Origin of the sequence: Rhodococcus sp. Leaf278 (genome assembly GCF_001426085.1) — a bacterium.
Taxonomy (GTDB): Bacteria; Actinomycetota; Actinomycetes; order Mycobacteriales; family Mycobacteriaceae; genus Rhodococcoides.
In genome coordinates this window covers 12,796-37,463 of sequence record NZ_LMRR01000006.1, presented here as the reverse complement: position 1 = coordinate 37,463, position 24,668 = coordinate 12,796, and the positions used below count along the sequence as shown (strand labels likewise).

Sequence of the window (24,668 nt, the reverse complement as noted above, 5' to 3'; positions counted from 1 at the left end):
TGCTTCCTGGAGTGTGAAGCCGAGAGATTCTTTGACTTAAGTGTCAAAGAATTCTTAGGAGATTGGCACGCGCGCTCGGTACTGTCAACAGGTGGCACGCCAGCGGAACCAGATGGCCAGGCGCAATGCGCTGATAGAAGCGACCTACGCAGCGGGTCGCGAGCACGGACTGCGCGCCCTGTCCTTGACCGATGTGGCCAAGCAGGCCGGCTTGACTCGCGGTGCCGTGCTCTATTACTACGACGACCTCGACTCGTTACTGGTCGAGGCTCATGCTGCCGGTGTCTCCCGGTTCTGCGACGAGCGCGACGAACTGGTTGCGTCGACGAAGGATCCGCGTCGCCAATTGGACATCGCCATCGACGCCGGATTGCCGACCGGGCCCGACGACGCCCTGATGCGCCTGCTGTTCGAGCTCGACGTACTCGCCGGCAACTCTGCGCTGCACGAGAAACTGGTACAGGAACTCGACAGCCGTCAGGCCGCGACGTACCGAAACATCATTTCCGCGGGCGAGCGCGAGGGAGTGTTCACGCCGACCCCGAGCGGCGACCTCGTGACGAAGACCATGGTCGCCCTCGAGGACGGATACGGCCTGCACATCGTGGCCGACCACATCACCACTCATGACGTCGCGGCCGACGGAATGCGTTCGATCGCAGCACAATTGGGATGCCCGACGATCCGAGACTGACCTACTCTCGGTCCTTCGCGGCGAGCGCCTCCAACGCGTCGAGGTACATTTCGACCTGCTTGGCGAACACCTCTTCGTAATTCATCAGTGCCAGTTCGGCTTTGGCTTCCTCTGCATAGGGGAACTTCTCGGGATGCTTCGGGGCGTACACCTGCACCCACCCGTCCTCCTTTTCGCGCGGGTCCGACGCACTGAGCCGAGCGCCCTCGGCACTGGCCGAACCGAGAACCAGATTCGCGAAGACCTGATACTGGATGACGGCGGCACGCCCTCGCAATCCGGCCATGTGCATCGCCCGCAACACCCATTCGACGGCCCTCAGTTCGTTCGGGCCGTTGGTGACGAGAGAGAACGTGGCAGCGGCCGCCGCCGGGTGCGCGGTCGTTGTCAGCCACGCGCGCCAGGCAAGATCTTCGAGATCCGCACGCCAGATGTCGGTCGGCTCGTAACCGTCCAAAGACAGCTCGTCGAGGTGATCGGCCACGGCGATGAGAAGGTCGTACCGACTCGCGAAATGCCGGTACACCGCAGTAGGTGAGGACTTCAACTCGTCACCCAAGCGCGAGAACTTCAGCGCCGGCTCGCCTTCCGTGTCCAGAATCGTCAGCGCCGCGGCAACAATTTCTTCCTGCGACAGCGATCCCCTCTTGCGGCGTTTGCGTACGTCCGAACTCATCGGCACATCCCTTCGCGCCCGACGCGTCGAGCGCGTCCGAGCGTGTTTCCGTCTTGTTCCGACGACATTTCTTTTAGTGAATGCCATTGACTATTGCAGTGACTATGACCATAGTCACTGCAACACCAAAACGATACGACCCGAGATTGGACGAGCGATGGACGCCCCCACGGCACCCGAGCTGCGATTCGCATTCCGCATCGTCGCCGACACCGGCCCCTATCTGCCCCTCGAACAACGAGCCGCCGAGCTGCTCGAGTTCATTCCCATCACCGGCGGGACCATGGAAGGCGACGTTTCGGGAACGATCATTCCCGGCGGTGGTGACTGGTGCCTGACTCGCGCGGACGACGCATACCAGGTCGAGGCGCGCTATCTGATTCGCACCGATCAGGACGAGATCGTCGACGTGGTCAACCTCGGGATCGTCCGCCACCTGGCCGGTGAGTCCGGCGAAGAGATGGGCTACTTCCAGTCCACTCCCCGGTTCCGTACGACGGCATCGCGACTTCAGTGGCTCACGCGTTCGGTTTTCGTGGGCCGTGCAGTATCCGACGCGACCGGCACGACGATCGACGTCTTCGAAGTTCTGGCCTGATCGACTCCGCTCACTGCCACCCGCATTCGCCCGAGAGGCACCCAGATGTCAACACGACATTCACGCACGGTCGCGATCGCACTCACTGCCGCATGCGCGCTCATCACGACAGCATGCGTCGGCGGGAGCAGTCCCGTATCCGCAGACACGATTCGAACGACGATCGATCCTCCGTCGACGTTCGATCCCACCAAGACTCTGTCACTTCCCGACAATCTGCTCGCACGCACGTCCTACGACACACTGGTCCGCCGAGACGACGGCGGCTTGATCGCCGGTCTGGCAACCGACTGGACGGCGACACCCACGCAGGCGGTGCTGACGATCCGAAAGGGCGCAACCTGTTCCGACGGAACCGACATCACTCCCGGGGTCGTCAAGGATTCGCTCGACTACTTCGCGCGTCCGGACTCCGGTTCGACCGTCCCCGGTCAGGTCTTCGGCGGAACACCGCCGACGATCACCGCCGACGACAACGCCGGCACCGTCGTCATCGACCTCGGTGCGCCCTGGCCCGACCTGATGACCGGATTGAGCATTTCCTCGACCGGAATCATCTGTCCTGCAGGACTTGCCGATCCCGAGGGCCTCGGTGCCGGCACCGCGAAAGGCAGCGAGTCCGGACCGTACGTTCTGGAGTCCTACCAGCCGGGCGTGAAGTACACCTTCACTCTGCGCGAGAACTACGACGCCTGGCCGACATGGGCAACACCGGTAGACGGCACGCCGGCAAAAACACTGGAGTACTTCGTATCTCAGGACTCCACCGCTACGGCAAACCTGGTGATGAGTGAACAGCTCGACATCGCGAAGATTCAAGCCACGACGATGGAACGTTTCGACGGTATGGACGGGTACCGGGTATCGGTCAATCGCTTCTCCGACTTCTACCTCGTGTTCAACGAGCGACCCGGCAGTGTTCTGGCCGACCCAGCCCTCCGACGGGGCGTCGCGCAGGCGATCGATCGCAGCATGCTCGAAAAGGTGACGTCTGCAGGAACGGGTGAGATCGCGACCTCGCTCGCATCGAACCTGACCCCCTGCGTTCCCACCGCAGACACCACGTTTCCCGAGCAGGACGCCGACGCTGCCTCGAAGGCCCTCGACGGTCTGAACATCCGCTTCATCGGCCCGTCCATTGCCGGACCCGCCGGTGCCGGCAACGAGTACATCGCCGAGGCGTTGCGGGCTGCGGGCGCGCAGGTCACGATTCAGAACACCGACGTCGGAAGCTGGATCGGCACGGTCTTCGGTGAGCCGGACGCGTGGGACCTCACGTTGTTCGCGGACCTCAACTTCCTCGGTTCGCTGACCAGTCCGTTGGGCAGCTTCGTCGGACCGACGATCCAGGAGGGCGGCGGAAACGTCGGCGGGGTAACGAACGACGCCGCGGACGAAGCCTTCGCCGCCTCACTGACTGCATCCTCGCCGGAGGAACGCTGCAGCTACCTCAACTCTGCGGTCTCGGCACTGGTCGACGATGTCGATGCACTCCCACTGATCAACGACGCCTTCATCTATGTCCAGCGACCCGGCTTCACCGTGCAGATGCGCGGCGGCTCGCTCGACGACCCGATCTTTCGCATCACAGGATGAGCCCCTCTCGCGAACCGAACCCTCAGGAGCAGACATGACCGAACGATGGAACTGCGCGTCCACTCGGACGACACACCACGACGACTCAGTGGTCGACCCCGTGACGGCCACATCTCGGTGGCAGAACGAGCGCGTGCCGCTGGCTTACAGAAGAGGAATTCGCTGATGTCCGTGGCCGAACTGACGGTCCCGACCGGCGCACCCACGGTCGGCTTCGGTCGCCGTATCGCTCAGAACTCGTGGAGTGGCTTTGCACTTCGCCGATTGGGAGGACTCGTACTCTCGCTGGCGTTGCTGGTCGTACTGACATTCCTCATCGTGCCCCTCATCCCCGGCGATCCCGCACTCGCCATCCTGGGGCCGGACGCCCGGCCGGACGCGATTGCGGCGGTGCGCGAACGGCTCAATCTCGACCTTCCGCTGTGGGGCCAGTTCGAGCTCTACATCCGGGGCCTGTTCTCTTTCGATCTGGGCGATAGCTTCCGGTATTCGACACCCGTCACGGAGACGATCGCAACGAAACTTCCGTACACCGCGACACTGGCATTCGGCTCGATAGCAGTGGTCATCCTCGTTGCGATTCCACTCGGCATGACGATCGGTGTTCTCACCCGTGGTGGGCGCAAACCTGCACTCGCAACCGGATTCGGAGCTGTTGCAGGCTTTTTCGCGTCCTTCCCGGCCTATGTGGCCGGGACCATCCTGGTCATCGTCTTTGCCATCTGGCTCAGGATACTTCCGGCGGGCGGGGTGTCGTCCACAGGATCCTTCATCCTTCCCATTGCAGCTCTCGCTACGGGCCCCGCGTTCGCGGTGGCACGGGTCGTCCGGCAGGAGACTTTCGAGGTCTTGCAGCAGGACTACGTGCGCACCGCACGCGGGCGTCGAATCACCTCGGCCCGTCTCTATCTGCGCCATGCCTTGCCGAATTTGATGGCGTCGACGCTGACGCTCACGGGCCTGATCCTCGCCGGGCTCCTCGGCGGGGCAGTCATCATCGAAACCGTGTTCAGCCTGCCCGGGCTCGGTTTGGAGGTGGTTCAGGCGATCATCTACCGCGACTACCCGGTCATTCAGGGCATCGTCCTGACCATCGGAACCATCGCGATCGTCATCAACTTGGTGATCGACGTCCTTCTGGGTCTCATCGACCCCCGAACCCTGGGTGGGCCGACCAATGGCTGAACAACACCGCCGCATGCCGGCACCGCTGATCGCAGGCTTGGTCATGCTGGCAATTCTCGTCCTCACCGCAATCTTTGCGCCGATCTTCCTCAGCAGCGCGGCCAACACACTCACTACCGATACTCGCGCAACACCCTCCGCGGAGCACTGGTTCGGCACCGACGACCTCGGCCGCGACATCCTGGCCCGCTCTCTGGTCGCCGCGCGTCTGACGCTGATCATGGCGGCAGCCGCGACCGCGATGGCGGTTGTGGCGGGAGTGCTTGTCGGAGCACTGGTCTGGCTCGCTCCACGGCGGCTCAGGGAAGCGGTTCTGCGAATCATCGACTCCACCGTGGCATTTCCCTCGATCATCCTTGCTCTGGTGATTGCTGCCATCCTCGGACCCGCTACGTCGTCGGCGATCATCGCAATCGGCGTCGCCGGTATCCCGGGGTTCGCCCGAATCACCTCGAACATGACCGCTTCGGTTGCCCAGAAGGACTTCGTCGGAACGGCTCGACTGCTGGGTGTGCCGGGATGGATGCTGTTCGTCAGGCACTTGCTGCCCAACATCGGCGGTCCGTTGCTCGTCCTCATCGCGTCCAGCTTTGCGTTGTCGCTCCTCGACATCTCGAGCCTGTCCTTCGTCGGTCTCGGCGTGCAGAGCCCCGATTACGACTGGGGCAGATTGCTCAACGAGGGTCTGCCGGCAATCTATTCGCAGCCCATGGCCGTCGCTGCACCTGCCGCGATGCTGATCTTCGCCGGAGTTGCCGCGATGCTGACCGGCGACGGTCTGGCCGCTCGCATCGATCCGTGGGGTCGTCAGCCTCGGTTGACGCGAAAGTCGCAGCCGACGGCAGCTCCGTCTCTCTCCCCCGCTGCCTTGGTCGAGGTTCGTGATCTCAAGGTCACGGCTGCGAACGGAAAACAGCTGGTGAAGGGTATCGACTTCGACATTGCACCCGGCGAGATCCTCGGACTGGTCGGCGAATCGGGCTCCGGTAAGTCGATGACGGCCATGAGCCTGGCACGCCTGCACCCGGACAGTGTTGCGGTGGACGTCGGTCTCATGCGACTGGGCGAGCTCGATCTGCGCTCCTGCAAGGAGCAGAGCCGCTTGGCCAAAGAGATCGGACTGGTCTACCAGGACCCGGGCTCGACGTTCAATCCTGCTCTGCGGCTCGGTGTTCAGCTCACCGAGGTCGCGAAGGTGCACCTCGGGATGTCTCGCACGAGGGCGAACGAAACACTGGTCGAGGCACTGCGAGCCATGCGGATCAAGAAGCCGGAGGAACGCATGACCCAGCATCCCTACCAGCTGTCCGGAGGAATGCTGCAACGCGCCATCATCGCTTCGTCGTTGGTCACCAACCCGAAGCTCATCATTGCCGACGAGCCCACGACCGCACTCGACGTGACCGTTCAGGCGGAGGTTCTACGCCAGCTCAAGCAGATCAACTCCAGCGAGGGCACCGCCATCCTGTTCATTTCGCACGACATCGGCGTGGTCGAGGCCTTCTGCGATCGGGTTCTGGTCATGCAGCACGGCGAGATCGTCGAGCGACTCACCGGTGCTCAGCTGGCCGCTCGCGATGTACAACATCCATACACAGCAGCACTTCTCGCCGCAACGCCCACGATCTCACTCCCCACCCTCGCAGAGGAGGTCTCGCGATGACCACGAGCGACAACCCCATTCTCGAGGTGCGCGGACTCGACGTCACGCTCGGCCATCGATCGAAGGCGGCGAAAATACTCAACGGGATAGACCTGACCCTTCATCGCGGGTCGACGGTTGCTCTGGTCGGCGAGTCGGGATCCGGCAAATCCACTATCGCCAAGACCATCATCGGAATTCACCAGGCCGACCGAGGATCGATCCGATTGGCCGGGACCGAGTTGGTCGGTGCCGGTCGCCGAACCCGTCGATCGGTGAGACGTCGAATTCAGCTCGTTCCGCAGAACCCGTATTCGTCTCTGGATCCACGTCGAACCATCGGGCAGACGTTGGCCGAGGCCATCGATCCGGCGCTGGCGCGGGTCGGGCCCAATCGCGAGCGCATCTCCTCTGCGCTGGCCATGGTGGCACTCGACGACTCGGCCATCACGCGCTATCCGCACGAGTTCTCGGGCGGCCAGCGCCAACGCATCGCCCTGGCTCGTGCGCTTGCCACCGATCCCGAGGTGGTGATCGCAGACGAGATCACCTCGGCCCTCGACGTCTCGACTCAGGCCGAGATTCTCGACCTACTGGCCCGGTTGCGTCAGGAACTTCACTTGACCGTTCTTTTCATCTCGCACAACCTCGCCGTCGTCAGCCAGATCTGCGACGACATCGTCGTGTTGCTCGGTGGCGATGTCGTCGAATCCGGCCCGGTTGCCCAGGTATTCGCCGATCCACAGTCCGAATACACACGCACACTGATCGATTCGGTTCCCGGTGGCCCGGCCTTCGGCCTCGCCCTCGCGGCACCTGCGCCACTCGGCTCCCCGTCCCACTCCACAGGAGGCACAGCATGACTCAGGCACACCCCGATCTCTGGACGCTCGACGCCCGCGAGATCGCCCGACTCGTTCGTTCTCGCGCCGTGACCGCACGCGAGGTCATCGATACACATCTCGACCGCATCTCCGAGGTCAACGATCACCTGGGTGCTCTCACCGTCGTATTTCACGATCGCGCACGCGAACTTGCGGACTCCATCGATCGCCGAATCGCCGACGGTGAGGACATCGGCGAGCTTGCCGGCGTACCGATTTCTGTGAAGGAAAACATCGACCTGACGTGGTCTGCGTCGACGCAAGGCTGGACCTACCTCGCCGATGCCGTGCCATCGTCGGACGCGACCATGGTCCGTCGGCTGATGGAAGCAGGAGCAATTCCGATCGGCCGGGGAAACATGCCCGACACCGGATTGCGTTGGGACACAGACAACGAACTCTTCGGACGGACCTACAACCCATGGGATCGTGACCGCGTCGCAGGTGGCTCCAGCGGCGGAGACAGCGTCGCCGTGGCCACCGGCATGTCCGTCATCGGACTCGGCAACGACTACGGCGGATCTTTGCGCTTGCCCGCTTACGCTGCCGGTATCTGCGCACTGCGACCGACCGCAGGTCGCGTTCCGGCCTCCTCACCTGTCGAGGCCTGGCCCCTGACCGAGCAGTTCTTCGCCGTGAACGGACCGATCGCTCGTCGGATCGACGACCTGGACACTGCCTTTTCTCTGATGCACGGGTCGGACGGCCTGGATCCGGTGGCCACCTCGATTCCCCATCCATCGACCTACGACGGACCACGTCGCGCCGCCGTGACACGCGATCCGGCCGGCTGGGGCGTGGATCCGCAAGTGGCCGATGCGATCTCGGCTGCCGCCGATGCCCTGGCCGCTGCGGGGTGGGAAGTCGTCGAGGCCGAGGCACCCATGATCGAGGACGCGGCGGTGCTGTGGCGTCGGCTCTCGGTCACCGAGTTCGTCGGTAATTTCCAGCCGGACAGCGGTGCTGTTCCCCTCGGTGCGGGCGCAACGCAGTACTTCCTCGACAACTCCTCGGAGACCGAGGTCTACGAGTCGATCGAGGAGTACAAGGCAGCGTGGGGTCAGCGTTTGCTGATTGCGGCAGCGTGGGAGAGATTCCACGCCGAGTACCCCATTGTGCTGGGCCCTGTGTCGGCGCGGCGAATGACGGCCATCGGCTACGACCTGTCCGGTCCCGAAGCAACCACGCAACTGTGGCGTGATCACCGACTGTTGGTGACAGTCAACCTCCTCGGCCTACCGTCCGTCGCCGTGCCCACCGGACTCGACTCGGACGGGATCCCATCCGGCGTTCAGCTGATCGCTCCGCGCAACGGAGACCACATCGCACTCGCTGCGGCACGGGCCGTCGAGCAGAGTGTCGGAACGTTCACTCCGCTGAAGAAGCCGGCGGGGATGAACCTGCAGAGTGTGAACGGCTGACACCTGCAGGGCTCTATTTGAAAGGGTTGAAGGTGCGACCGAGGACGTACTGAATGCGTTGTGGGATCGGTCGCATCGCCGCTGCGGAGATCTTGTTGACCAGGCCGGGTGTGCAGACCGGCTTGCCGGCCATCACTGCGGCCCATCCTTCGTCGACAACGTCCTCGGGCTGCTGCCACATGATTCCCGGTATTCGGTCCGCGGCCTCTCTGGTACCCATGACGTCGTGGAATTCGCTGTGGGTAAAGCCCGGACACAGCGCCGTCACGTTGATGCCGAACGGCTTGAGTTCCATGTCGAGGGATTGAGACATGTTGAGCACGTAGGACTTTATCCCCGTGTAGAGCAGCCCCTCACCGGGTGGAGACACTGCGGCCAGGGACGAGAGGTTGACTATTCGGCCCCAACGCCGGGTCTTCATTCCGGGAACCACGAGATGGATCAGTTCGGTCACCGAGGTCACCATCAGCTGCAATTCGGCGGCGACCTCATTCCATGGTGTGACGGAGAACTTCGTGCTCGACGACAGGCCGGCGTTGTTGATCAGGACATCGATCGGCATGCCCAGTTCGGTCGCTCGGTCGACGACTGTCGAGGGCCCGGCCGGTGTGCTCAGATCGGCCGCGACAACTTCGGCGCGCACGCCGAACTGATCATGAAGTGACGCCGCAAGCTCCCCCAATCGCTGCGCCCGTCGTGCAACGAGCACTACGTCGTAGTTCTGACCTGCCAGGTGGCGCGCGAAGCCGGCCCCGATTCCGGCAGAGGCTCCCGTGACGAGAGCCGTTCTACGATCTACGGTCATCGCAATCCCCCAGTGCCCTGTTTCGACAGTCGACTCGGTCGCCGACTTTGTGCGAAGTGTAGATCGAGGTCGGGTCCGATCGACCGCAGTCGTGATTGCCGAGTACCTCCGCACGCGAATTCCGGGCCCGGCGACAAGGACCTGGCCACGGGTGGACAGCGAGTCTGTCAGCCCGAGGCTCGGTTCCAGGCCCAATGACCCAGCGCCGCGACCGCCGCGGTCAGAGCGGCTCCGAGCAGTACGGGTATCGCAATATCCACGCGCATCAGCAGCGCTCCGACGACAGCACCGACGAACAACACCAGAATCGCCCAGAGTCGCCGATTGAAAAGCCGCCCGGGGCCCTGCCCGACGAACGACTCGCCTGCCAGCGAGGTGATCGTCGATGTCACGACGACGGTCGTCATGTCCTTGACCGCCAAGAAGCGCGCAGCGAGCGCCTGGGCACCCATGTCGACGGCAATGACGCTCGCGATGGCGATACCGAGGGGCGAGTTGCCCTGTACGTCGACCACCAGGAGCGTCACGCCGGCCGCGACGAGTGCCACCGTTCCCACCGTGAAGATCGCGGTGACCCGGATGTTCCATCCCGGTGCGGCCGAACGAAGCGTCACACCCGCCAGCGCGGCACCGAGCACGAAGGCGAACAGCGCCACCAGCGGCCCGACGATCGGCAATCCGTCCTCACCGGCCACTCCCATACCGAGGATGACGATGTTGCCGGTCATGTTTCCGGTGAAGATGCGGTCGAGCCCGAGATAGCCGACGGCATCGAGCATGCCGGTCACCATTGTCAGCACCATCATCGACCACAGTCGAAGGTGACCGTTCACGGCCGTGCCGAGACGTTGTTTCGTCGTCGGGCGTACCGAACCTTCTCCGGCCGTCGTCGACTCGTCGACACTCATTCGGTCACCCACACGCCGCCGTCGCTGCGCGGGTCCGCCCCGGCTTCGAGCGTTCCGTCGGCTCGAACCCTGGTCACCATCGAATGTCCTGCATTGCTGTCCAATTCGGTGCCCTCTTTCACGGTGAAGACCGTCCTCGAGATCTGCGCGACGGCCGAAGCCTCCAATGTCGACTCGATCAGCACCGAACCGTTGGGCGTGCCTGCTTCCAATCCGCCGACGACGAATCGGGGTGCCGAGACGGTCTGCTGCGGATCGAATCCGCTCAGGGCACGCAGCATCAATTGGGTGTGAATCTGCGACTGCGCCTTGCCGCCCATGGTCGAGTGCGCGGACACCGCTCCGTCCGCCCAGTCGACGATCACCGGAACGAGGGTGTGCGCCGGCCGCTTACCTGCTTCGACTCGATTGGGCGACGCTGCGTCGAGCGTGAAGAACGCGGCACGGTTGTGCAGCACCAGCCCGGTGTCGGGCTCGAGAATCTGCGCTCCGAACGAGTGAAAGACGGACTGTATCAACGACACTGCTGTCCCGTCTCGGGCCACCACCGCGATCCCGACGGTATCGCCGCCAGGACGTGGCGACGCCGTCGATGTCTGCCGCTTCGCTCCTGCCGCCCGGGCTGCCGCCGCTTCGTGAATTGCTGCGAAGCCGGCCGGGGTCAGCTGGTCGTCGAACTCCACGGTCGCACAACGCGGATCGGCGAGGTAGGTGTCGCGATGCTCGTCGGAGTCGTAGAAGATCTCGGCCAATACCCCGGCGTCGACATCCCCCGCAGACGTACTCCCGGACAACGCTGCACCGAGAGACCTGATCAGCGTGTAGCCCTGCGAGTTCGGCGGAGCCGTAGCCACCGAGAATCCGTCGAACACGCGAACCAGAGGCTCCTCGACACTCGGGCGATGACGATCGAGATCCTCCCGCGACACCGGCACGTCGAGCTTCTTCAGGCCCGCGGCGAATCTGTCGGCGGTGTGGCCGCGATAGAACGAATCGAGGCCGTCGGTCGCCAGATCGGTCAGAGTACGCGCCAGCTCCGGCTGCACCACCAGGTGCCCGACGGGGATGGGGTGTCCGTCGACGAAGAACCTGCTCCGTAAGCCCGGATCCGTGATCAGAGCGTCACGGTCTAGTTCGATCATCTCGACGAGCCCCGGGCTGGCCGGAAAGCCCTCTGCTGCCAGCGAAATCGCTGGCGACAATACGGTGGTCAACGGCAGCGAGCCACCGGCGTCGAGTAGAGCTGCCCAGCCGGACACTGCCCCCGGAACCGATACCGTCAGCGGACCGTTGATCGGCATCGTCTCGATCGTCTCGAACAATTGCTCGACCGATGCAGCCGAACCGTAGGCTCCCGATGCGTTGATGCAGGTGGTGCTGCCATCGCTTCTGCGCAGCAACGCGATGACGTCACCGCCCACACTGCACATGTGTGGGTAGACCACGGTGAGTGCCGCGGCTGCAGCGACAGCCGCATCGACGGCGTTGCCCCCGGCTTCGACGATCGTGCGGGCTGCATCGACGGCCGCGGTGTGCGGCGCGGCGATTGCCACCCCGGCCGTCGATTGCGACTGTTCGGGCATGCTTTTCTCCTTCGGTGCGGCCGATCCGAGAACGGGACCGGTCGAGGTACGTCTGAAATCTGCCGGAAACGTTGTGTCAGAGCGCTCGTGCCACGAGCGTGCGGTAGGCACCGTACAGCACCACCGCGGCCACGATGGACGCCGCTGCCGTCGTACCGAAGAATGTCAGTTCGGTTGCCGCAGAGTACTTCTGAGCGAGCAATCCGGCCAGTGTCGAGCCGCCTGCCATGGTGAGGAAGTACAGCGACGTCATACCTGCCTTGTGTGAGGCGGGCGCGAGTTGCGCCGTGGCGGAGAGCACGGAGGGCACGACGGCTATCTCACCGGCGCCGAACAACAGCATCGCGACGAGAACCAGAACAACCGAATTGGTCGCGCCCGACGTACCCGCCATCGCAGCGAACATCGCCATCGCCACCGCCAGCAGACCGATTCCCACTGCGATCTTCGTTCCGGGACTCGGCTGCCGACTACCCATCCGGGTCCACACGACGGCGTAGACAGGAGCGATGACGGTGGCTATCAGGCCTTCCATGGTGATCACGGTCGCGGCAGGGATTGTCAGCGACCCGATCGTGAGATCGACCCGGGTGTCCATGTACACCGCCAGGGTGGTGAACAACTGGAACAGCAACGTCCAGAACAGCAAGCTACTGAGGAACACCGGGATGTAGGCGAGCACCCGTCGATGCTCGGTGGCGTCGACCTTCTTCGAGGACAACAGCATTGCGAAGTAGGCGATGCTGGCGACGACGATGATCGCGGTCAGTACGGTTCCCAGGTTGTCCAGGTTCAAGATCCCACCGATAGCTGCAGCAACGATGACCAGGGTGACCGAGACGGCCACGGCTGCGGCCGCGGCCCGACGCGAACGCGGAAGCGGGTTCGGCACCGTACGGGTGGCCTCGGGCAGATGCTTGTACCCGACCGCGTACTGGACCAGGCCGATCAACATTCCCACTGCCGCTGCGCCGAAGGCGATATGGAAGCCGGCCGAGCTCTGCAGGGCACCGGTGAGCAGCGGGCCGAGGAATGCACCGAGCGAAATTCCCATGTAGTAGAGGGAGTATCCCGAGTCGCGCTTGGGATCGTCGTTCGCGTACAGCATTCCCACCATTGCAGTGACGTTGACCTTGAGTCCGCCGGTGCCGATGACGATCAGCAGCAGGCCGACGCCCATACCCGCCGTACTCGGGATCAGAGCGAGTACCACATGGCCGAGCATGATCGAGATGGCCGAGTAGAGCACCACGGTTCGCGGAGCGACCAGACGATCCGCAACCCACGCTCCGACCATCTGCGCGATGTACACCGCGCCGCCGTACGATCCCGCGATTCCTACCGCCACCGAGACGTCGAGTCCGAGCCCGCCGTCCACGAGCGAGTAGTACAGGTAGTACGCGAGGATCACCTGTAGGCCGTAGAAGCTGAAACGCTCCCACAATTCGGTGCCGGCCAGCGTGACCAGGCCGCGAGGTTGATCACGGAAAGTGGAGCCGATCGCACCGCGGTTCGCGATGCTGCTCGACTTTTCGAGCGTTCCGTCCGTAGTCATGCAGGTCCACCTCTGAGAGTCACGAGAAACACTGGTGCAGAAGAATCGAGTGACCGCAGTCACGATGTCTTGATCTAAAACTGGTAGGACCAGAACCGTCAAGGTGAAGGGTTGGATATTTACACGTCAACATGTCTTTACTGGGAAAATAGACCGAATCTGGTATTTTGGTAGGACCAGTTCGAAACCCTCGGGACGGAGCTTTCCATGACGGCGTGGTCCGAGATCGACGTCGAAGCGGCATCGGTCCCCGAGGTACTCAGTGGCAGAATCGCGCAGCTCATCGACAGCGGTCGCGTCGAGGCAGGATCGAAATTGCCCAGTGAACGCGCCCTGGTGACCATGCTCGGGGCGTCGAGAATTTCGATCCGGCACGCACTCCAGGATCTCGAACTGCGCGGGTATCTGACACGCAAGCCGCGAGCCGGTCGCATCGTCGCCCCCCTCGAAATGCGCGCTCTGGCCGAGGGAAGCATCTTCGGCAGCATGAGCAGCGACCACCGCACCGTTCGGGAGGTGATGGATCTGCGTAGTGTCGTCGAACCACCCATCGCCGAGCGAGCCGCCGTTCGCCATCGCGCGTCGGAACTACGAGCCCTGCGCACTCCCCTCGAGACCTCCGAACGCGAGCTCGAAAACCGGCCTCCCTCACTGCAGGTCATGCAGCTCTGCGACGTACAGTTCCATCTCGCGATCGCCGGGCTCGCCCACAATTCGATGCTCACCAGGCTGGTGACCGAAACCAACGAGTGGATGGCACCGTCGCGGCAAGCCAGTTTTCAGACCGAGCAGCGGATGCAGCGCTCCGTCGATGCCCACCGGAGCATCTATCACGCTATTGCAGAACGAGATCCGGTACGCGCCCGTAAAGCGATGCACGATCACCTCTCGGACGTGTTCGAGGCAATCGCACCCCTTGCGCACTGATTCCCACTCGGGCAGGGAGCCTGTCCAAAACGGTGTGCACAATCGCACCCGAGTGGCCACTTCGTCGTGTGCGGATCGGGTGAATTCCGGACAGAATCGAGGTGCCATCGGCCGAAACCGATGTACCGCAATCAAAGGAGCTCGACAGTGCCCACCCTCGAACGCGACGTCGCTGTCGTCGGGGCCGGCCCTTCCGGCCTGGCCGCAGCAACCGAACTACGCAAGGCGGGTCTGACCGTCGCAGTCCTGGAGGCGCGCGACCGCGTCGGAGGACGCACGTGGACCGACACCATCGACGGTGCAAGCCTCGAAATCGGCGGCCAGTGGGTCTCTCCCGATCAGGAGTCGCTGATCTCGTTGATCGGCGAACTCGGTCTCGAGACGTTCGACCGGTACCGCGAGGGCGAATCCGTCTACATCTCTGCCGCGGGTGAGCGGACCCGCTACTCGGGTGACTCGTTCCCCGTCGACGAGACGACGAACAAGGAAATGGACCGCCTCATCGCACTGCTCGACGATCTGGCCGCCCAGATCGGCCCCGAGGAGCCGTGGGCACATCCTTTGTCTCGTGAGCTGGACACGATCTCGTTCGAGCAGTGGCTCGTCGATCGATCGGACGATCCCGAGGCACGAGGCAACATCGGCATGTTCATCGCCGGTGGCATGTTGACCAAACCGGCGCACGCGTTCTCGGCTCTGCAGGCCGTCCTGATGGCCGCGTCGGCAGGATCGTTCTCACACTTGGTGGACGAGAACTTCATCCTCGACAAGCGCGTGGTCGGTGGCATGCAGCAGGTATCGATCCGCATGGCCGCTGCCCTGGGCGACGACGTCTTCCTCGGCGCGCCGGTGCGTACGGTGCGGTGGAACGCCAACGGCGCAACGGTATTCGCCGATGGCGACATCGAAGTTCACGCCAAGCGCGTCGTTCTCGCCGTTCCGCCGAACCTGTACTCGCGCATCTCCTACGACCCGCCGCTTCCCCGTCGCCAGCATCAGATGCACCAGCATCAGTCGCTCGGACTGGTGATCAAGGTGCACGCGGTGTACGACACGCCGTTCTGGCGCGAGGACGGGTTGTCGGGAACCGGCTTCGGTGCCTCCGAGATCGTCCAGGAGGTGTACGACAACACCAACCATCAGGACAGCCGCGGCACACTGGTCGGCTTCGTGTCCGACGCCAAGGCCGACGCGATGTTCGAGCTCGACGAGCAGGATCGCCGCGCCAAGATTCTCGAATCCATCGCGCACTACCTGGGGCCCAAAGCACTCGAACCAGTTGTCTACTACGAGTCGGACTGGGGTTCGGAGGAGTGGACCCGCGGTGCCTATGCGGCGAGCTTCGATCTCGGCGGGCTGCACCGTTACGGCAAGGACAGCCGCACTCCCGTCGGACCGATTCACTTCTCCTGCTCCGACATTGCCGCGGAGGGGTACCAACACGTCGACGGCGCCGTGCGTATGGGCCACCGCACCGCCGCGGACATCGTGTCGACAATCGGCCGGTAGTTCCGAACATCCCACTGGCTCATCAATCGAAGGCACTGCACAGAGCAGGCCGCTCATCCACCACTAAGGACACACATGCGCACTGTCACAGAACACACTTCATCCGCGGCTGCAGCCTCGAAGCTCGGGAGGCAGTGATGACGTGGACCATGCCGGCCGAAGGTGTTCGGCACGAACGGACCTGGATGGCATACCCGTGCGAGGGCTATTCGCTCGGTGACACGCCCGAGGAAGCCCACGAAGCGCGGACGACCTGGGCCCAGGTGGCACAGGCGGTCGCTCGATTCGAGCCGGTCACCGTCATCGTCGATCCCGCCGAAAGCGCTGTCGCACGAACCTATCTGACCGCCGACACCGCATTCGCGATCGACATCGTCGAAGCACCGTTGAACGACGCGTGGATGCGCGACATCGGGCCCACGTTCGTGATGTCCGAGGACGGCCGTGTCGGCGGCGTCGACTGGGTGTTCAACGGCTGGGGCGCGCAGGACTGGGCGCGATGGGACAAGGATTCGAAGATCGGCGCACTGGTCATCGAGAAATCCGGTGTCGAGACGATCGATTCTCCGATCGTCAACGAAGGCGGCGGCATTCAGGTGGACGGGCTGGGAACGGTTCTCGTCACCGAGACAGTACAACTCGATCCCGGTCGCAACCCCACACTGACGAAGGCCGATATCGAGGCCGAACTGGCCCGCACGATCGGTGCCACCACGGTCATCTGGCTTCCCCGCGGACTCACCCGGGACGCGGAAGAGTTCGGAACCCGTGGCCACGTCGACATCGTCGCTGCCATCCCCTCGCCCGGCGTCGTTCTGATTCACGACCAGCGCAACCCCGAACACCCCGATCACGAGGTCAGCAAGACCGTGTTCGAGATCTTCGAGAACGCCGTCGATGCACGCGGCGAGAAGTGGACCATCGTCAAGGTTCCGGCCCCGGAGCTTCTCCGCGACGCGGAGGGATTCGTCGACTACAGCTACATCAACCACTACGTCGTCAACGACGGCGTGATCGCCTGCAGCTACGACGATCCCGCGGACGAAGAGGCTGCTGCAATTCTCTCTGCGGCATACCCGGGTCGCACCGTCGTCACCGTCGACGCTCGACCGCTCTTCGCCCGCGGGGGCGGAATTCACTGCATCACACAGAACCAGCCACAGGCTCAGACAGACTGAGTGGACGCGGGGGCAGGTATCGAATACTGCTCCCGCAACTCGTTCTTGCGAATTTTGCCCGTCGGATTGCGCGGGATCTCGTCGACGAGGATGTACCGCTTGGGGATCTTGTAGCGTGCGAGCCGGCCGCCGAGAGCCTCCGCTATGGAGTCGATGTCGACGGCTGCTCCCTCGACCACAGTGATCGCGGCAACGGCGGACTCGCCCCATTTGTCTTCGGGCACACCGAAGACCGCGCAACTGTCGATGCCGGGCAGTTCGAGAAGTGCCGCTTCGACCTCGGCGGGGTAGATGTTCTCCCCGCCCGAGATGATCATGTCCTTGAGCCGATCGACGATCGTGACGAAACCCTCCGCGTCCGCGATTCCTATGTCGCCGGTACGCAGCCAGCCGTCGTCGAACACGTCGGCGGTCGCGTCGGGGCGGCCCCAGTATTCCTTCATGACGTTGGGGCCCTGGATCTGAATTTCACCGCGCTCCCCCGGGCCGACGGGTTGCGACATCGCGTCGACGATCCTGACGTCCGAGAACGTGTGCGGCACACCGGCGGTACCCATCTTGCGTTCCGCATCGACCGCAGCGAGCATCGTTGCGCCAGGCCCACTTTCGGTGAGACCGTAGCCCTGGCACATCTTGATGCCGCGTTCGGAATACGTACGGAGCGTGCGCGGCGGCACCGGCGCAGCGGCCACCACCACCCGGCGCAGTGAGGTCAGATCCGCGTCGGCCCACGCAGGATGCGACACGAGCGCGTCCAAGATCGTCGGCACTCCGAAAGTGTATGTGACCGAACGTGATTCGACGATCTCGAGCACGCGTCCGGCGTCGAACCCCTCCTCGATGACGACCGAACCGCCTTTGAACAGGACGGGCAGTGCCACCATGTCGAGCGCCGCGGTGTGGAACAGCGGAGCGCAGACCAGCGCGACCTCGTCGCTACACAGGTCGAGATCGAGCACCGCGTTGAGAACGGCGAACAACACGTTGTCGTGAGTCATCACGACGCCTTTGGGTTTGCCGGTCGTGCCGGAGGTGTACATGACGAAGCACAGATCCGCGCCCTGCACCGCCTCGTCGATGCGGGTCGAGGGTGCCGCCGAGATCACCGATTCGTACTCCGTGCCCAACGTGAGTCGACGCGTGGAGCCGTCACCGACGGCGGAGCTCGCGGTCTCCGCCAACGCCTCCGAGTGCACCAACACCGACAGACCCGAGTCCGTTACTGCGAAAGCAACTTCCGGTGCCGTCAACCGTGCGTTGAGTGGCACGAAGATCGCTCCGAGCACGCCGCAGGCGAACAGCACTTCGAGATAGGCAGGATGATTGGTGGACAACAGTCCGACTCGATCTCCGGGGCCCACCCCGAGCTCGCGCAGACCGTGCGCGAGCCGGGTGGTGCGCTCGTCGAGTTGTTCGTACGTCGTGCTCTGCCCGCGGAACTCGATCGCGGTGGCTCGTGGGCACTGCCTGGTGCGTCGACGGATCCACGACCCGACTCCTTGATTACGCATCTGAAATCTGTTCCTCTCGGGTCCGTGATCTCAGTCGAACATGCGGTAGACGGCCTCGACGACGACCGCGGGTCGCTCGCTGCCTTCGAGTTCGATCGTCGCCGCAACGGTCAGCTGGGCTCCGCCCTTGGGTAGTTCTTCGCAGCTCTTCAGCGTCGCGGCCAGTCGAACTCGGCCGCCGGCGGGGACCGGGTTGGTGAAGCGGACCTTGTTCAAGCCGTAGTTGATCTTCGTGGTGACGCTGTCGACCACCAGCAGCTCCTCCCACATCGGGATGATCAGCGACAGAGTCAGGTAACCGTGCGCGATCGTCTCACCGAAGGGGCTTTCGGCCTTGGCTCGCTCGGGGTCGACGTGAATCCACTGGTGGTCGTCGGTGGCGTCGGCGAAAGTATCGATGCGCTGCTGGGGCACCTCGATCCACGAACTGGTACCCAGTTCGGTGCTTTCGAGGGTCTTCAATTCAGCGAGAGTGGCGACGCGGGTGGTCATGATGTCTCCTTGGCGGACAGGCCGAGTGCGGCCAGTGCATTGGTCTTGAACACGAGTGGACGAATCTCGTCCTTGATGTCGAGCTCGGCGAAGTCCTTCATCCAACGGTCCGGCGTCAGAACCGGAAAATCGGAGCCGAACAACACCTTTCGCTTCAGCATGGAGTTCGCCGCCCGCACCAACTGGGGCGGGAAGTATTTCGGTGACCACCCCGACAGGTCGATGTACACGTTCGACTTGTGCGTGGCGATCGAGATCTGCGCATCCGCCCACGGCACCGCGGGGTGCGCCATGATCACCGTCAGGTCGGTGAAATCCGCAGCGACATCGTCGAGCAACATCGGATCCGAGTAGCGCAACTTGATGCCGTGCCCACCGGGAAGGCCCGCTCCGATACCGGTTTGGCCGGTGTGGAACAGCGCGGGCACGCCGGCCTCGGTGATGGCCTCGTAGATCGGGTAGAAGCGGCGATCGTTCGGCTCGAACCCCTGCATGCTGGGGTGAAACTTGAAGCCGCGAACACCGAATTCCTCGACGAGGCGGTGTACTCGACGCACCGCTGCCTTGCCCTGCCAGGGGTCGACCGAACCGAAGGGGATCAGTACGTCGTTGTGGCGGGCGGCACCCTCGGCGATCTCCTCCACCGAGTTCGGCGAATGTCCGGACGCTGCTCCGGCATCGACGGTGAACACCACTGCGGCCATGTTGCGGGCCCGGTAGTACTCGGCGATGGCGTCGATACCGGGGGTGCGCTCCTCACCGGACTTGAAGTACTTCTCCGACGCTGCCATCAACTCGTCGTCGAGCGACCGGTGCCCACAGCCGTCGATCTCGACATGGGTGTGGACATCGAGTGCGGTGATTGCCTCGAAGTCGATGTTGCACTCGTACTTCGAGCTCATCGGGTCGGCTCGACGGGGAGGTTCTCTCCGACCGATTCGAGGCTGTCCGCGAACGTCGACGGCCACGCAGCGGCGATATCGTCGGCCGACCAGCCGCCGTCGTGATAGCTGGTGTTGATCATGTCCGGGTGCGTCCACAGCGCCAGACGGTCGCCGCCGACCGCGAATGCTTGCCCGGTGACCTCGGCGGCCGCGTCACTGGCAAGGAAGGAGACGATGCCGGCCGCGTCCTCGGGTGTACCGAAGCCGAGTTCGCGACGGGCGAACGGCGGCAACGAATCCCCGCTCTTCATCGCTTCGATGTAGGGCTGGAGGAACGGAACGCTCTCGGTCATCGCCGTGGCCGCCACCGGGCACACCGCGTTCACGGTGACACCTGCACGCTGAAGCTCCATGGCCCAGGTACGCACCATACCGACGATGCCTGCCTTGGAGCCGGAGTAGTTGGTCTGCCCGAAGTTTCCGCGCTGACCGGCGGGAGAGCCGATGCACACGATCCGGCCACCCTCACCCTGAGCGCGGAAGTGAACGGCTGCTTCACGTGCACAGGTGAACGTGCCACGAAGGTGAACGTTCACCACGGCGTCGAAGTCGTCGTCGGTCATCTTCCACAACACCTTGTCACGCAGAATTCCCGCGTTGGTGACCATGACGTCGAGGCGACCGAACGCCTCGACCGCCGCGGCGACCAGCTTCTGCGCGGTCTCGGTGCTGCCCACCGGAGCCACGACCGCCACTGCCCGTCCACCCGCGTCGACGATCGAGGCGACGGCTGCATCGGCGATCGCCTGGTCCACATCGTTGATAACGACGGCTGCACCGTGGCGCGCGAGGTCCTGGGCATACGCCAGACCGAGGCCCTGCCCGCTTCCGGTGACGACGGCGACCTTGTTGTCGAGATTCATAGCTCTCTCCTGTTCGTGGTTTCTGAACTGAGAAAACCATCAATAATTGATAAAGTCAATGATTCACTTTTGCTAGGATCGTCGTCGATACGAGGAGCACCATGACCGACATCGCCCCCCTGTCCGACGACATCGGATTTCTGCTGACACGTGCAGGAACGTCATTGACGGCCGCCGCCAAAACGGCTCTGGCGCCCTTCGAGCTGCGCGTCCGCTCGTATTCCGTGCTGGCACTTGCCTGCGAGCATGCTGACGGACTCGGGCAGCGGCAGTTTGCCGAGGAGCTCGGCCTGGACCCCAGTCAGATCGTTGCGTTGGTGGACGACCTCGAGGCGCGAGACCTGATCACCCGGCGGGTCGACCCAGCAGATCGACGAAACAAGCGAATCGACGCCACCGACACCGGCCGCGCCCTGTGCGTCGACGCGCAGCGCGCCCTGGCGTCGACGCAGTCCGACATCCTGTCCGCCCTGGGCGACCGCGGTGTCCGAGAGCTACGGCAGACGCTGCACTCGATCGTCCGCGCGCAGTAGACCGTCCACAGGCAGTCGATCAGCGTTCGTATACAACGCTTCCACTGACCACCGTCGCGATGATCGGTAGATCGGGAAGCAGATCCGCCGGGCCCATCAGGTTGCCGTCCACCGCGGTGAAATCTGCGGGCCCGCCGACGACGATCGTTCCGGTGCCGTCGGTCAGACCGGCCGCCGCCGCCGCATGACTGGTGTATCCGTCGAGTGCTTGCCGAGCCGAGATCGCCTGCCGAGATTGACGTGGAGGGTCGGCCGGTACGCCGGCAGGGCGACGCAGCCGGGCATCGGCCATGACGACGCGTGGATCGAAATGCGCTACCGGCCAATCGGATCCGAGTGCAACGGTCACGCCGAGGTCCAGAAGATCCGCCACCGGCCAGCCATGGTCGATACGATCGCGGCCCATCCGCCGCGACCAGTCGTCGGTCTCGTCTGCTCGGGTGTACCTGGTGCAATGGGTCGGCTGCATCGATGCGGAGATGCGGGCGGCAGCGATCGCTGTCAGATCCTCGGGGCGGACGGTTTCGAGATGTTCGAGACGGTGCCCGACACCGCTGTCGCCGAGGTCGGCCAGCGTCCGCACGCAGTGGCGCACAGCGGCATCACCGATCGCATGGGTAGTGGTGGACACTGCGCGACTGTCGAGTTCTCGCACCACGGCTGCATAACGTTGCGGGTCGGTCCACGACGGCCGAGTGCCGTCGCCGTACAGATCCGGATGACACAACCACGCCGTCCCGCCTTCGACCGTTCCGTCCATGAACAGTTTCGCTCCCGCGTATCGCCACCGCTTCCCGGCGGTGCCGTGCACCAGCGCAGCGAGCTTCTCGGGCCGGTCGGCAGGATGATCCGGCTGGACCCAGCCGTACACCCAGAACCGCAGTCCGGTGTCGTCCTCGTCGAGCGCTCGGATCATCTCCACGGTCCCGGGGAGATCGTCCATGACGTGCACTCCGGTCAGCCCGACAGATGCCATCTCCTCGGTCACGTTGCGCAGCAGAGACTTCGCCGCGACGGCGTTCTGCGCCGGCATGACAGCCTCCACCAGATGAATGGCCGGCTCCTCGATCAAGTGACCGGTCGCCTTCCCGCCACTGTCGACTGCCACCCGGGCAACGCCGTGGTCGAAACTCTCTCGGCCGGTCACTCCCGCCACATCGAGTGCAGCCTGATTGGCCAGCGACGAATGCGCGTCGTAGAACCGAATGAGAACAGGCGTCGTGACCGCGTCCGAAATGGCATCGAAGCTCGGAGCCTGCCCACCGAATACGTTGTGGTTCAGGCCCCAGCCGCGAATCCAACCGTCCGTTGGCTGCGCGTCGTGGAGTACCCGACGCACGTCGTCCAGATTCTCGCACCCACTGAAATCCACGCCGAGCGACATCAATGCGCCCTGCACCACATGTGTGTGGGCGTCGACCCATCCGGGCGTCAGAGTGCTCCCGGCCAGATCGATGATCTTCGTGCCGGGGCCACTCGTTCCCAGGACACTGTCGGTACTGCCGACCGCGATCACCCGGTCGTCTCGAACTGCGACGGCCTGCTGCGGCTCGGCACCGTCGACCTGAGTGAGAACGGTGGCATTGATCAGAATCAGTGTGGCATCAGTCATGTCGCACTCCTCGTGCATCGTCGGCGCGGGTCCCGATCGACGTTGTCGACGGGCCGGCCTGGGTATCGGGAAGTATTTCCGAATCGATGTCGGTGGTGCCCAGGCGTGCATACACCTGGGGTCGACGCGCTCGGATCCACAGAGCCAGTGCCGAGCCCAGCGCGAACACCATGACGGAACCGATGGACGCGACGGTGTTCACCACCGGATCGGTCGTCAGAGTGGCGATTTCGATCTTGTCGATGACGAGGTACAGCGCGATCCCGATGAGGACGAACGCGGCGATTCCGGCGATCGCTGCGACCCGATCCCGCGCCACTTCTCTACCGCGCAGGAAGAACACGGCGACCGAAAGGGAGGTGAGCCACTGCAGCGCAAGGATTCCCACCGTTCCGGTGCTTGCCGTCCACGCGGCCAACTGCAGAACAGGATCGACGTCGGCGGCGGCGAAGCACACGATGGCCACCACCGCGGTTGCCGTCTGCACGATGCTGGCGATGTGCGGAGACAGGTGCTTGCTGTGCACGAAGCTCAGACGCGCCGGGAAGATTCCCTCGCGACCGAGTGCATATCCGTATCGGGTGATCGCGTTGTGGAAGGCCAGTAGAGCTGCGAGCCCGCTCGAGACGATCAGAACGCGCATCACATCCGTTGCTGCACTACCGACGTACGTCTGCATCGCGGTGAAGAAGAACCCGGCAGGATCGGCCGCCGCCGCCGCAACCGCGTTCTCGGCTCCGAACGCCATGACCGCAACCCAGACGATGAAGCAGTAGAAGACCGCGAGGAAGATCACCGCTGCATACGTTGCCCGCGGCACCGTTCGATCCGGGCGCACCGCCTCGTTGCGAAACAGGGCGGTTGCCTCGAAACCCACGAATGCGGCGAACGAGACCGCGAGTACCGCACCCATCGATCCGGTGAAGACGTTCTCGGGATAGAACGGCTGCAGGTTCAGACCGCTTGCTCCGCCCTTGGCGATCACTGCGATCGCCAAGACGAGCAGGACGAGCACTTCCAGAACGAGCAATACTCCGAGGATCTTGGCCCCGACCCGAATCGACCGGTAGCCGAGTACCGACACGATCGCGGCAGCGACCAACGCCCACAACCACCACGGCAGGTCGACTCCGACAAAATCGCTCACCGTCGCCTGGGTCACCGCACCGAACAACCCGTAGGTGCTGATCTGCAGGAGCGTATAGCCCGCGACGGCGACCAACGCGCTGCCCAAACCTGCAACTTTGCCCAGCCCCATCCGAATGTAGGAGTAGAACGCGCCGTTGTTGTGCACGTGCCGGGCCATCTTGGTGAAACCGACTGCGAACACCGTGCTGATCAGGCCGGCGCACAGGTATCCCGCGGGTGCGCCCACTCCACCCACCAACAGGGCTATCGGCGCAACGGCGACCATGACGGTCAGCGGTGCCGCCGCAGCGATCACGAAGAAAACGATGTCGCGCGAATGGAGACTGGCGCGGTCGAGGGCGTTCGGCTGCCCGGGATGTTGGGGGATGGTCATGGCCGGCTCCGTGTGGTTAATCCAACGACG

The 24,668-nt window shown here is 63.8% G+C and carries 22 protein-coding genes; 11 read left to right on the top strand and 11 right to left on the bottom strand.

The genetic code is table 11. The features are described 5' to 3' along the window. The first annotated feature begins 91 nt into the window (after positions 1-91). A complete protein-coding gene (locus tag ASG84_RS07775; RefSeq protein WP_057476438.1) occupies positions 92-694 on the top strand; it encodes a TetR/AcrR family transcriptional regulator in 603 nt (200 codons plus the stop codon). A gap of 1 nt (position 695) precedes the next feature. Here ASG84_RS07775 and ASG84_RS07770 read toward each other — a convergent pair whose 3' ends face one another. Next, positions 696-1,370 carry a TetR/AcrR family transcriptional regulator gene (locus ASG84_RS07770; RefSeq protein ID WP_057476437.1) on the bottom strand — a complete coding sequence of 225 codons (675 nt, stop codon included), beginning with the start codon at positions 1,368-1,370 and terminating at the stop codon, positions 696-698. A 157-nt stretch (positions 1,371-1,527) separates the two neighbouring features. On the opposite strand from ASG84_RS07770, the gene ASG84_RS07765 reads away from it, so the two are divergent. The 6 genes from ASG84_RS07765 to ASG84_RS07740 all read left to right on the top strand — a co-directional run bounded on the left by ASG84_RS07765 (position 1,528) and on the right by ASG84_RS07740 (position 8,696). Then, positions 1,528-1,968, top strand: a complete 441-nt coding sequence (locus tag ASG84_RS07765) for a DUF3237 family protein (protein ID WP_057476436.1) — start codon at positions 1,528-1,530, stop codon at positions 1,966-1,968. Between the two features lie 45 nt (positions 1,969-2,013). After that, on the top strand, positions 2,014-3,564 hold the full coding sequence (locus ASG84_RS07760) for an ABC transporter substrate-binding protein (protein ID WP_057476435.1): 1,551 nt from the start codon (positions 2,014-2,016) through the stop codon (positions 3,562-3,564). A gap of 165 nt (positions 3,565-3,729) precedes the next feature. Next, the gene (locus ASG84_RS07755) at positions 3,730-4,749 is read left to right on the top strand and encodes an ABC transporter permease (protein ID WP_057476536.1); all 1,020 of its coding nucleotides are present in this window, start codon (positions 3,730-3,732) and stop codon (positions 4,747-4,749) included. After that, entirely contained in the window at positions 4,742-6,412 is a 1,671-nt protein-coding gene (locus ASG84_RS07750; protein ID WP_057476434.1) for a dipeptide/oligopeptide/nickel ABC transporter permease/ATP-binding protein, read from the top strand. Before ASG84_RS07755 ends, ASG84_RS07750 begins: the two co-directional genes overlap by 8 nt. Beyond that, positions 6,409-7,254 carry an ABC transporter ATP-binding protein gene (locus tag ASG84_RS07745; protein WP_057476433.1) on the top strand — a complete coding sequence of 282 codons (846 nt, stop codon included), beginning with the start codon at positions 6,409-6,411 and terminating at the stop codon, positions 7,252-7,254. Before ASG84_RS07750 ends, ASG84_RS07745 begins: the two co-directional genes overlap by 4 nt. Then, on the top strand, positions 7,251-8,696 hold the full coding sequence (locus tag ASG84_RS07740; RefSeq protein WP_057476432.1) for an amidase: 1,446 nt from the start codon (positions 7,251-7,253) through the stop codon (positions 8,694-8,696). The genes ASG84_RS07745 and ASG84_RS07740 overlap by 4 nt, the downstream gene beginning before the upstream one ends. A gap of 13 nt (positions 8,697-8,709) precedes the next feature. Here the strand turns inward: ASG84_RS07740 and ASG84_RS07735 are convergent, their stop codons facing one another. The 4 genes from ASG84_RS07735 to ASG84_RS07720 form a co-directional block, all read right to left on the bottom strand. Continuing rightward, positions 8,710-9,501 (bottom strand): SDR family NAD(P)-dependent oxidoreductase, encoded by a 792-nt coding sequence (locus ASG84_RS07735; RefSeq protein ID WP_057476431.1) that lies wholly within the window; start codon positions 9,499-9,501, stop codon positions 8,710-8,712. A gap of 167 nt (positions 9,502-9,668) precedes the next feature. Continuing rightward, positions 9,669-10,409, bottom strand: coding sequence for a YoaK family protein (locus tag ASG84_RS07730; protein ID WP_082520871.1), 741 nt, complete (start codon positions 10,407-10,409; stop codon positions 9,669-9,671). Then, positions 10,406-11,992: a gamma-glutamyltransferase family protein gene (locus tag ASG84_RS07725; protein WP_156399421.1), complete on the bottom strand. Its 1,587-nt coding sequence runs from the start codon at positions 11,990-11,992 to the stop codon at positions 10,406-10,408. The genes ASG84_RS07730 and ASG84_RS07725 overlap by 4 nt, the downstream gene beginning before the upstream one ends. 76 nt (positions 11,993-12,068) lie before the next feature. Continuing rightward, the gene (locus ASG84_RS07720; protein ID WP_057476429.1) at positions 12,069-13,547 is read right to left on the bottom strand and encodes a peptide MFS transporter; all 1,479 of its coding nucleotides are present in this window, start codon (positions 13,545-13,547) and stop codon (positions 12,069-12,071) included. Positions 13,548-13,754: 207 nt separating this feature from the next. Here ASG84_RS07720 and ASG84_RS07715 point away from each other — a divergent pair, with 207 nt between their 5' ends. From ASG84_RS07715 to ASG84_RS07705, 3 genes are all read left to right on the top strand, one after another. Then, a complete protein-coding gene (locus ASG84_RS07715) occupies positions 13,755-14,474 on the top strand; it encodes a FadR/GntR family transcriptional regulator (protein ID WP_057476428.1) in 720 nt (239 codons plus the stop codon). A gap of 120 nt (positions 14,475-14,594) precedes the next feature. After that, positions 14,595-15,983 (top strand): flavin monoamine oxidase family protein, encoded by a 1,389-nt coding sequence (locus ASG84_RS07710; RefSeq protein WP_082520850.1) that lies wholly within the window; start codon positions 14,595-14,597, stop codon positions 15,981-15,983. A gap of 137 nt (positions 15,984-16,120) precedes the next feature. Next, complete coding sequence (locus ASG84_RS07705; RefSeq protein WP_057476426.1) at positions 16,121-17,161, top strand: agmatine deiminase family protein; 1,041 nt, start codon at positions 16,121-16,123, stop codon at positions 17,159-17,161. Here ASG84_RS07705 and ASG84_RS07700 read toward each other — a convergent pair. Genes ASG84_RS07700 through couN form a run of 4 tightly spaced genes read right to left on the bottom strand, consistent with a single transcriptional unit; the run spans position 17,149 to position 20,971 of the window. After that, a complete protein-coding gene (locus ASG84_RS07700; RefSeq protein WP_057476425.1) occupies positions 17,149-18,672 on the bottom strand; it encodes an acyl-CoA synthetase in 1,524 nt (507 codons plus the stop codon). The genes ASG84_RS07705 and ASG84_RS07700 overlap by 13 nt on opposite strands. Positions 18,673-18,702: 30 nt before the next feature. After that, entirely contained in the window at positions 18,703-19,164 is a 462-nt protein-coding gene (couM, locus tag ASG84_RS07695; protein WP_057476424.1) for a p-hydroxycinnamoyl-CoA hydratase, read from the bottom strand. Continuing rightward, positions 19,161-20,066: a 4-hydroxyphenyl-beta-ketoacyl-CoA hydrolase gene (gene couO, locus ASG84_RS07690; RefSeq protein ID WP_057476423.1), complete on the bottom strand. Its 906-nt coding sequence runs from the start codon at positions 20,064-20,066 to the stop codon at positions 19,161-19,163. Before couO ends, couM begins: the two co-directional genes overlap by 4 nt. Next, positions 20,063-20,971 (bottom strand): 4-hydroxyphenyl-beta-hydroxyacyl-CoA dehydrogenase, encoded by a 909-nt coding sequence (couN, locus tag ASG84_RS07685; RefSeq protein WP_057476422.1) that lies wholly within the window; start codon positions 20,969-20,971, stop codon positions 20,063-20,065. The genes couO and couN overlap by 4 nt, the downstream gene beginning before the upstream one ends. A 101-nt stretch (positions 20,972-21,072) precedes the next feature. On the opposite strand from couN, the gene ASG84_RS07680 reads away from it, so the two are divergent. After that, positions 21,073-21,504 carry a MarR family winged helix-turn-helix transcriptional regulator gene (locus ASG84_RS07680; protein WP_057476421.1) on the top strand — a complete coding sequence of 144 codons (432 nt, stop codon included), beginning with the start codon at positions 21,073-21,075 and terminating at the stop codon, positions 21,502-21,504. A 19-nt stretch (positions 21,505-21,523) separates the two neighbouring features. Here the strand turns inward: ASG84_RS07680 and ASG84_RS07675 are convergent, their stop codons facing one another. After that, on the bottom strand, positions 21,524-23,116 hold the full coding sequence (locus ASG84_RS07675) for an amidohydrolase (RefSeq protein ID WP_057476420.1): 1,593 nt from the start codon (positions 23,114-23,116) through the stop codon (positions 21,524-21,526). Next, positions 23,109-24,638 (bottom strand): APC family permease, encoded by a 1,530-nt coding sequence (locus ASG84_RS07670; RefSeq protein WP_082520849.1) that lies wholly within the window; start codon positions 24,636-24,638, stop codon positions 23,109-23,111. The genes ASG84_RS07675 and ASG84_RS07670 overlap by 8 nt, the downstream gene beginning before the upstream one ends. Positions 24,639-24,668 lie beyond the last annotated feature (30 nt).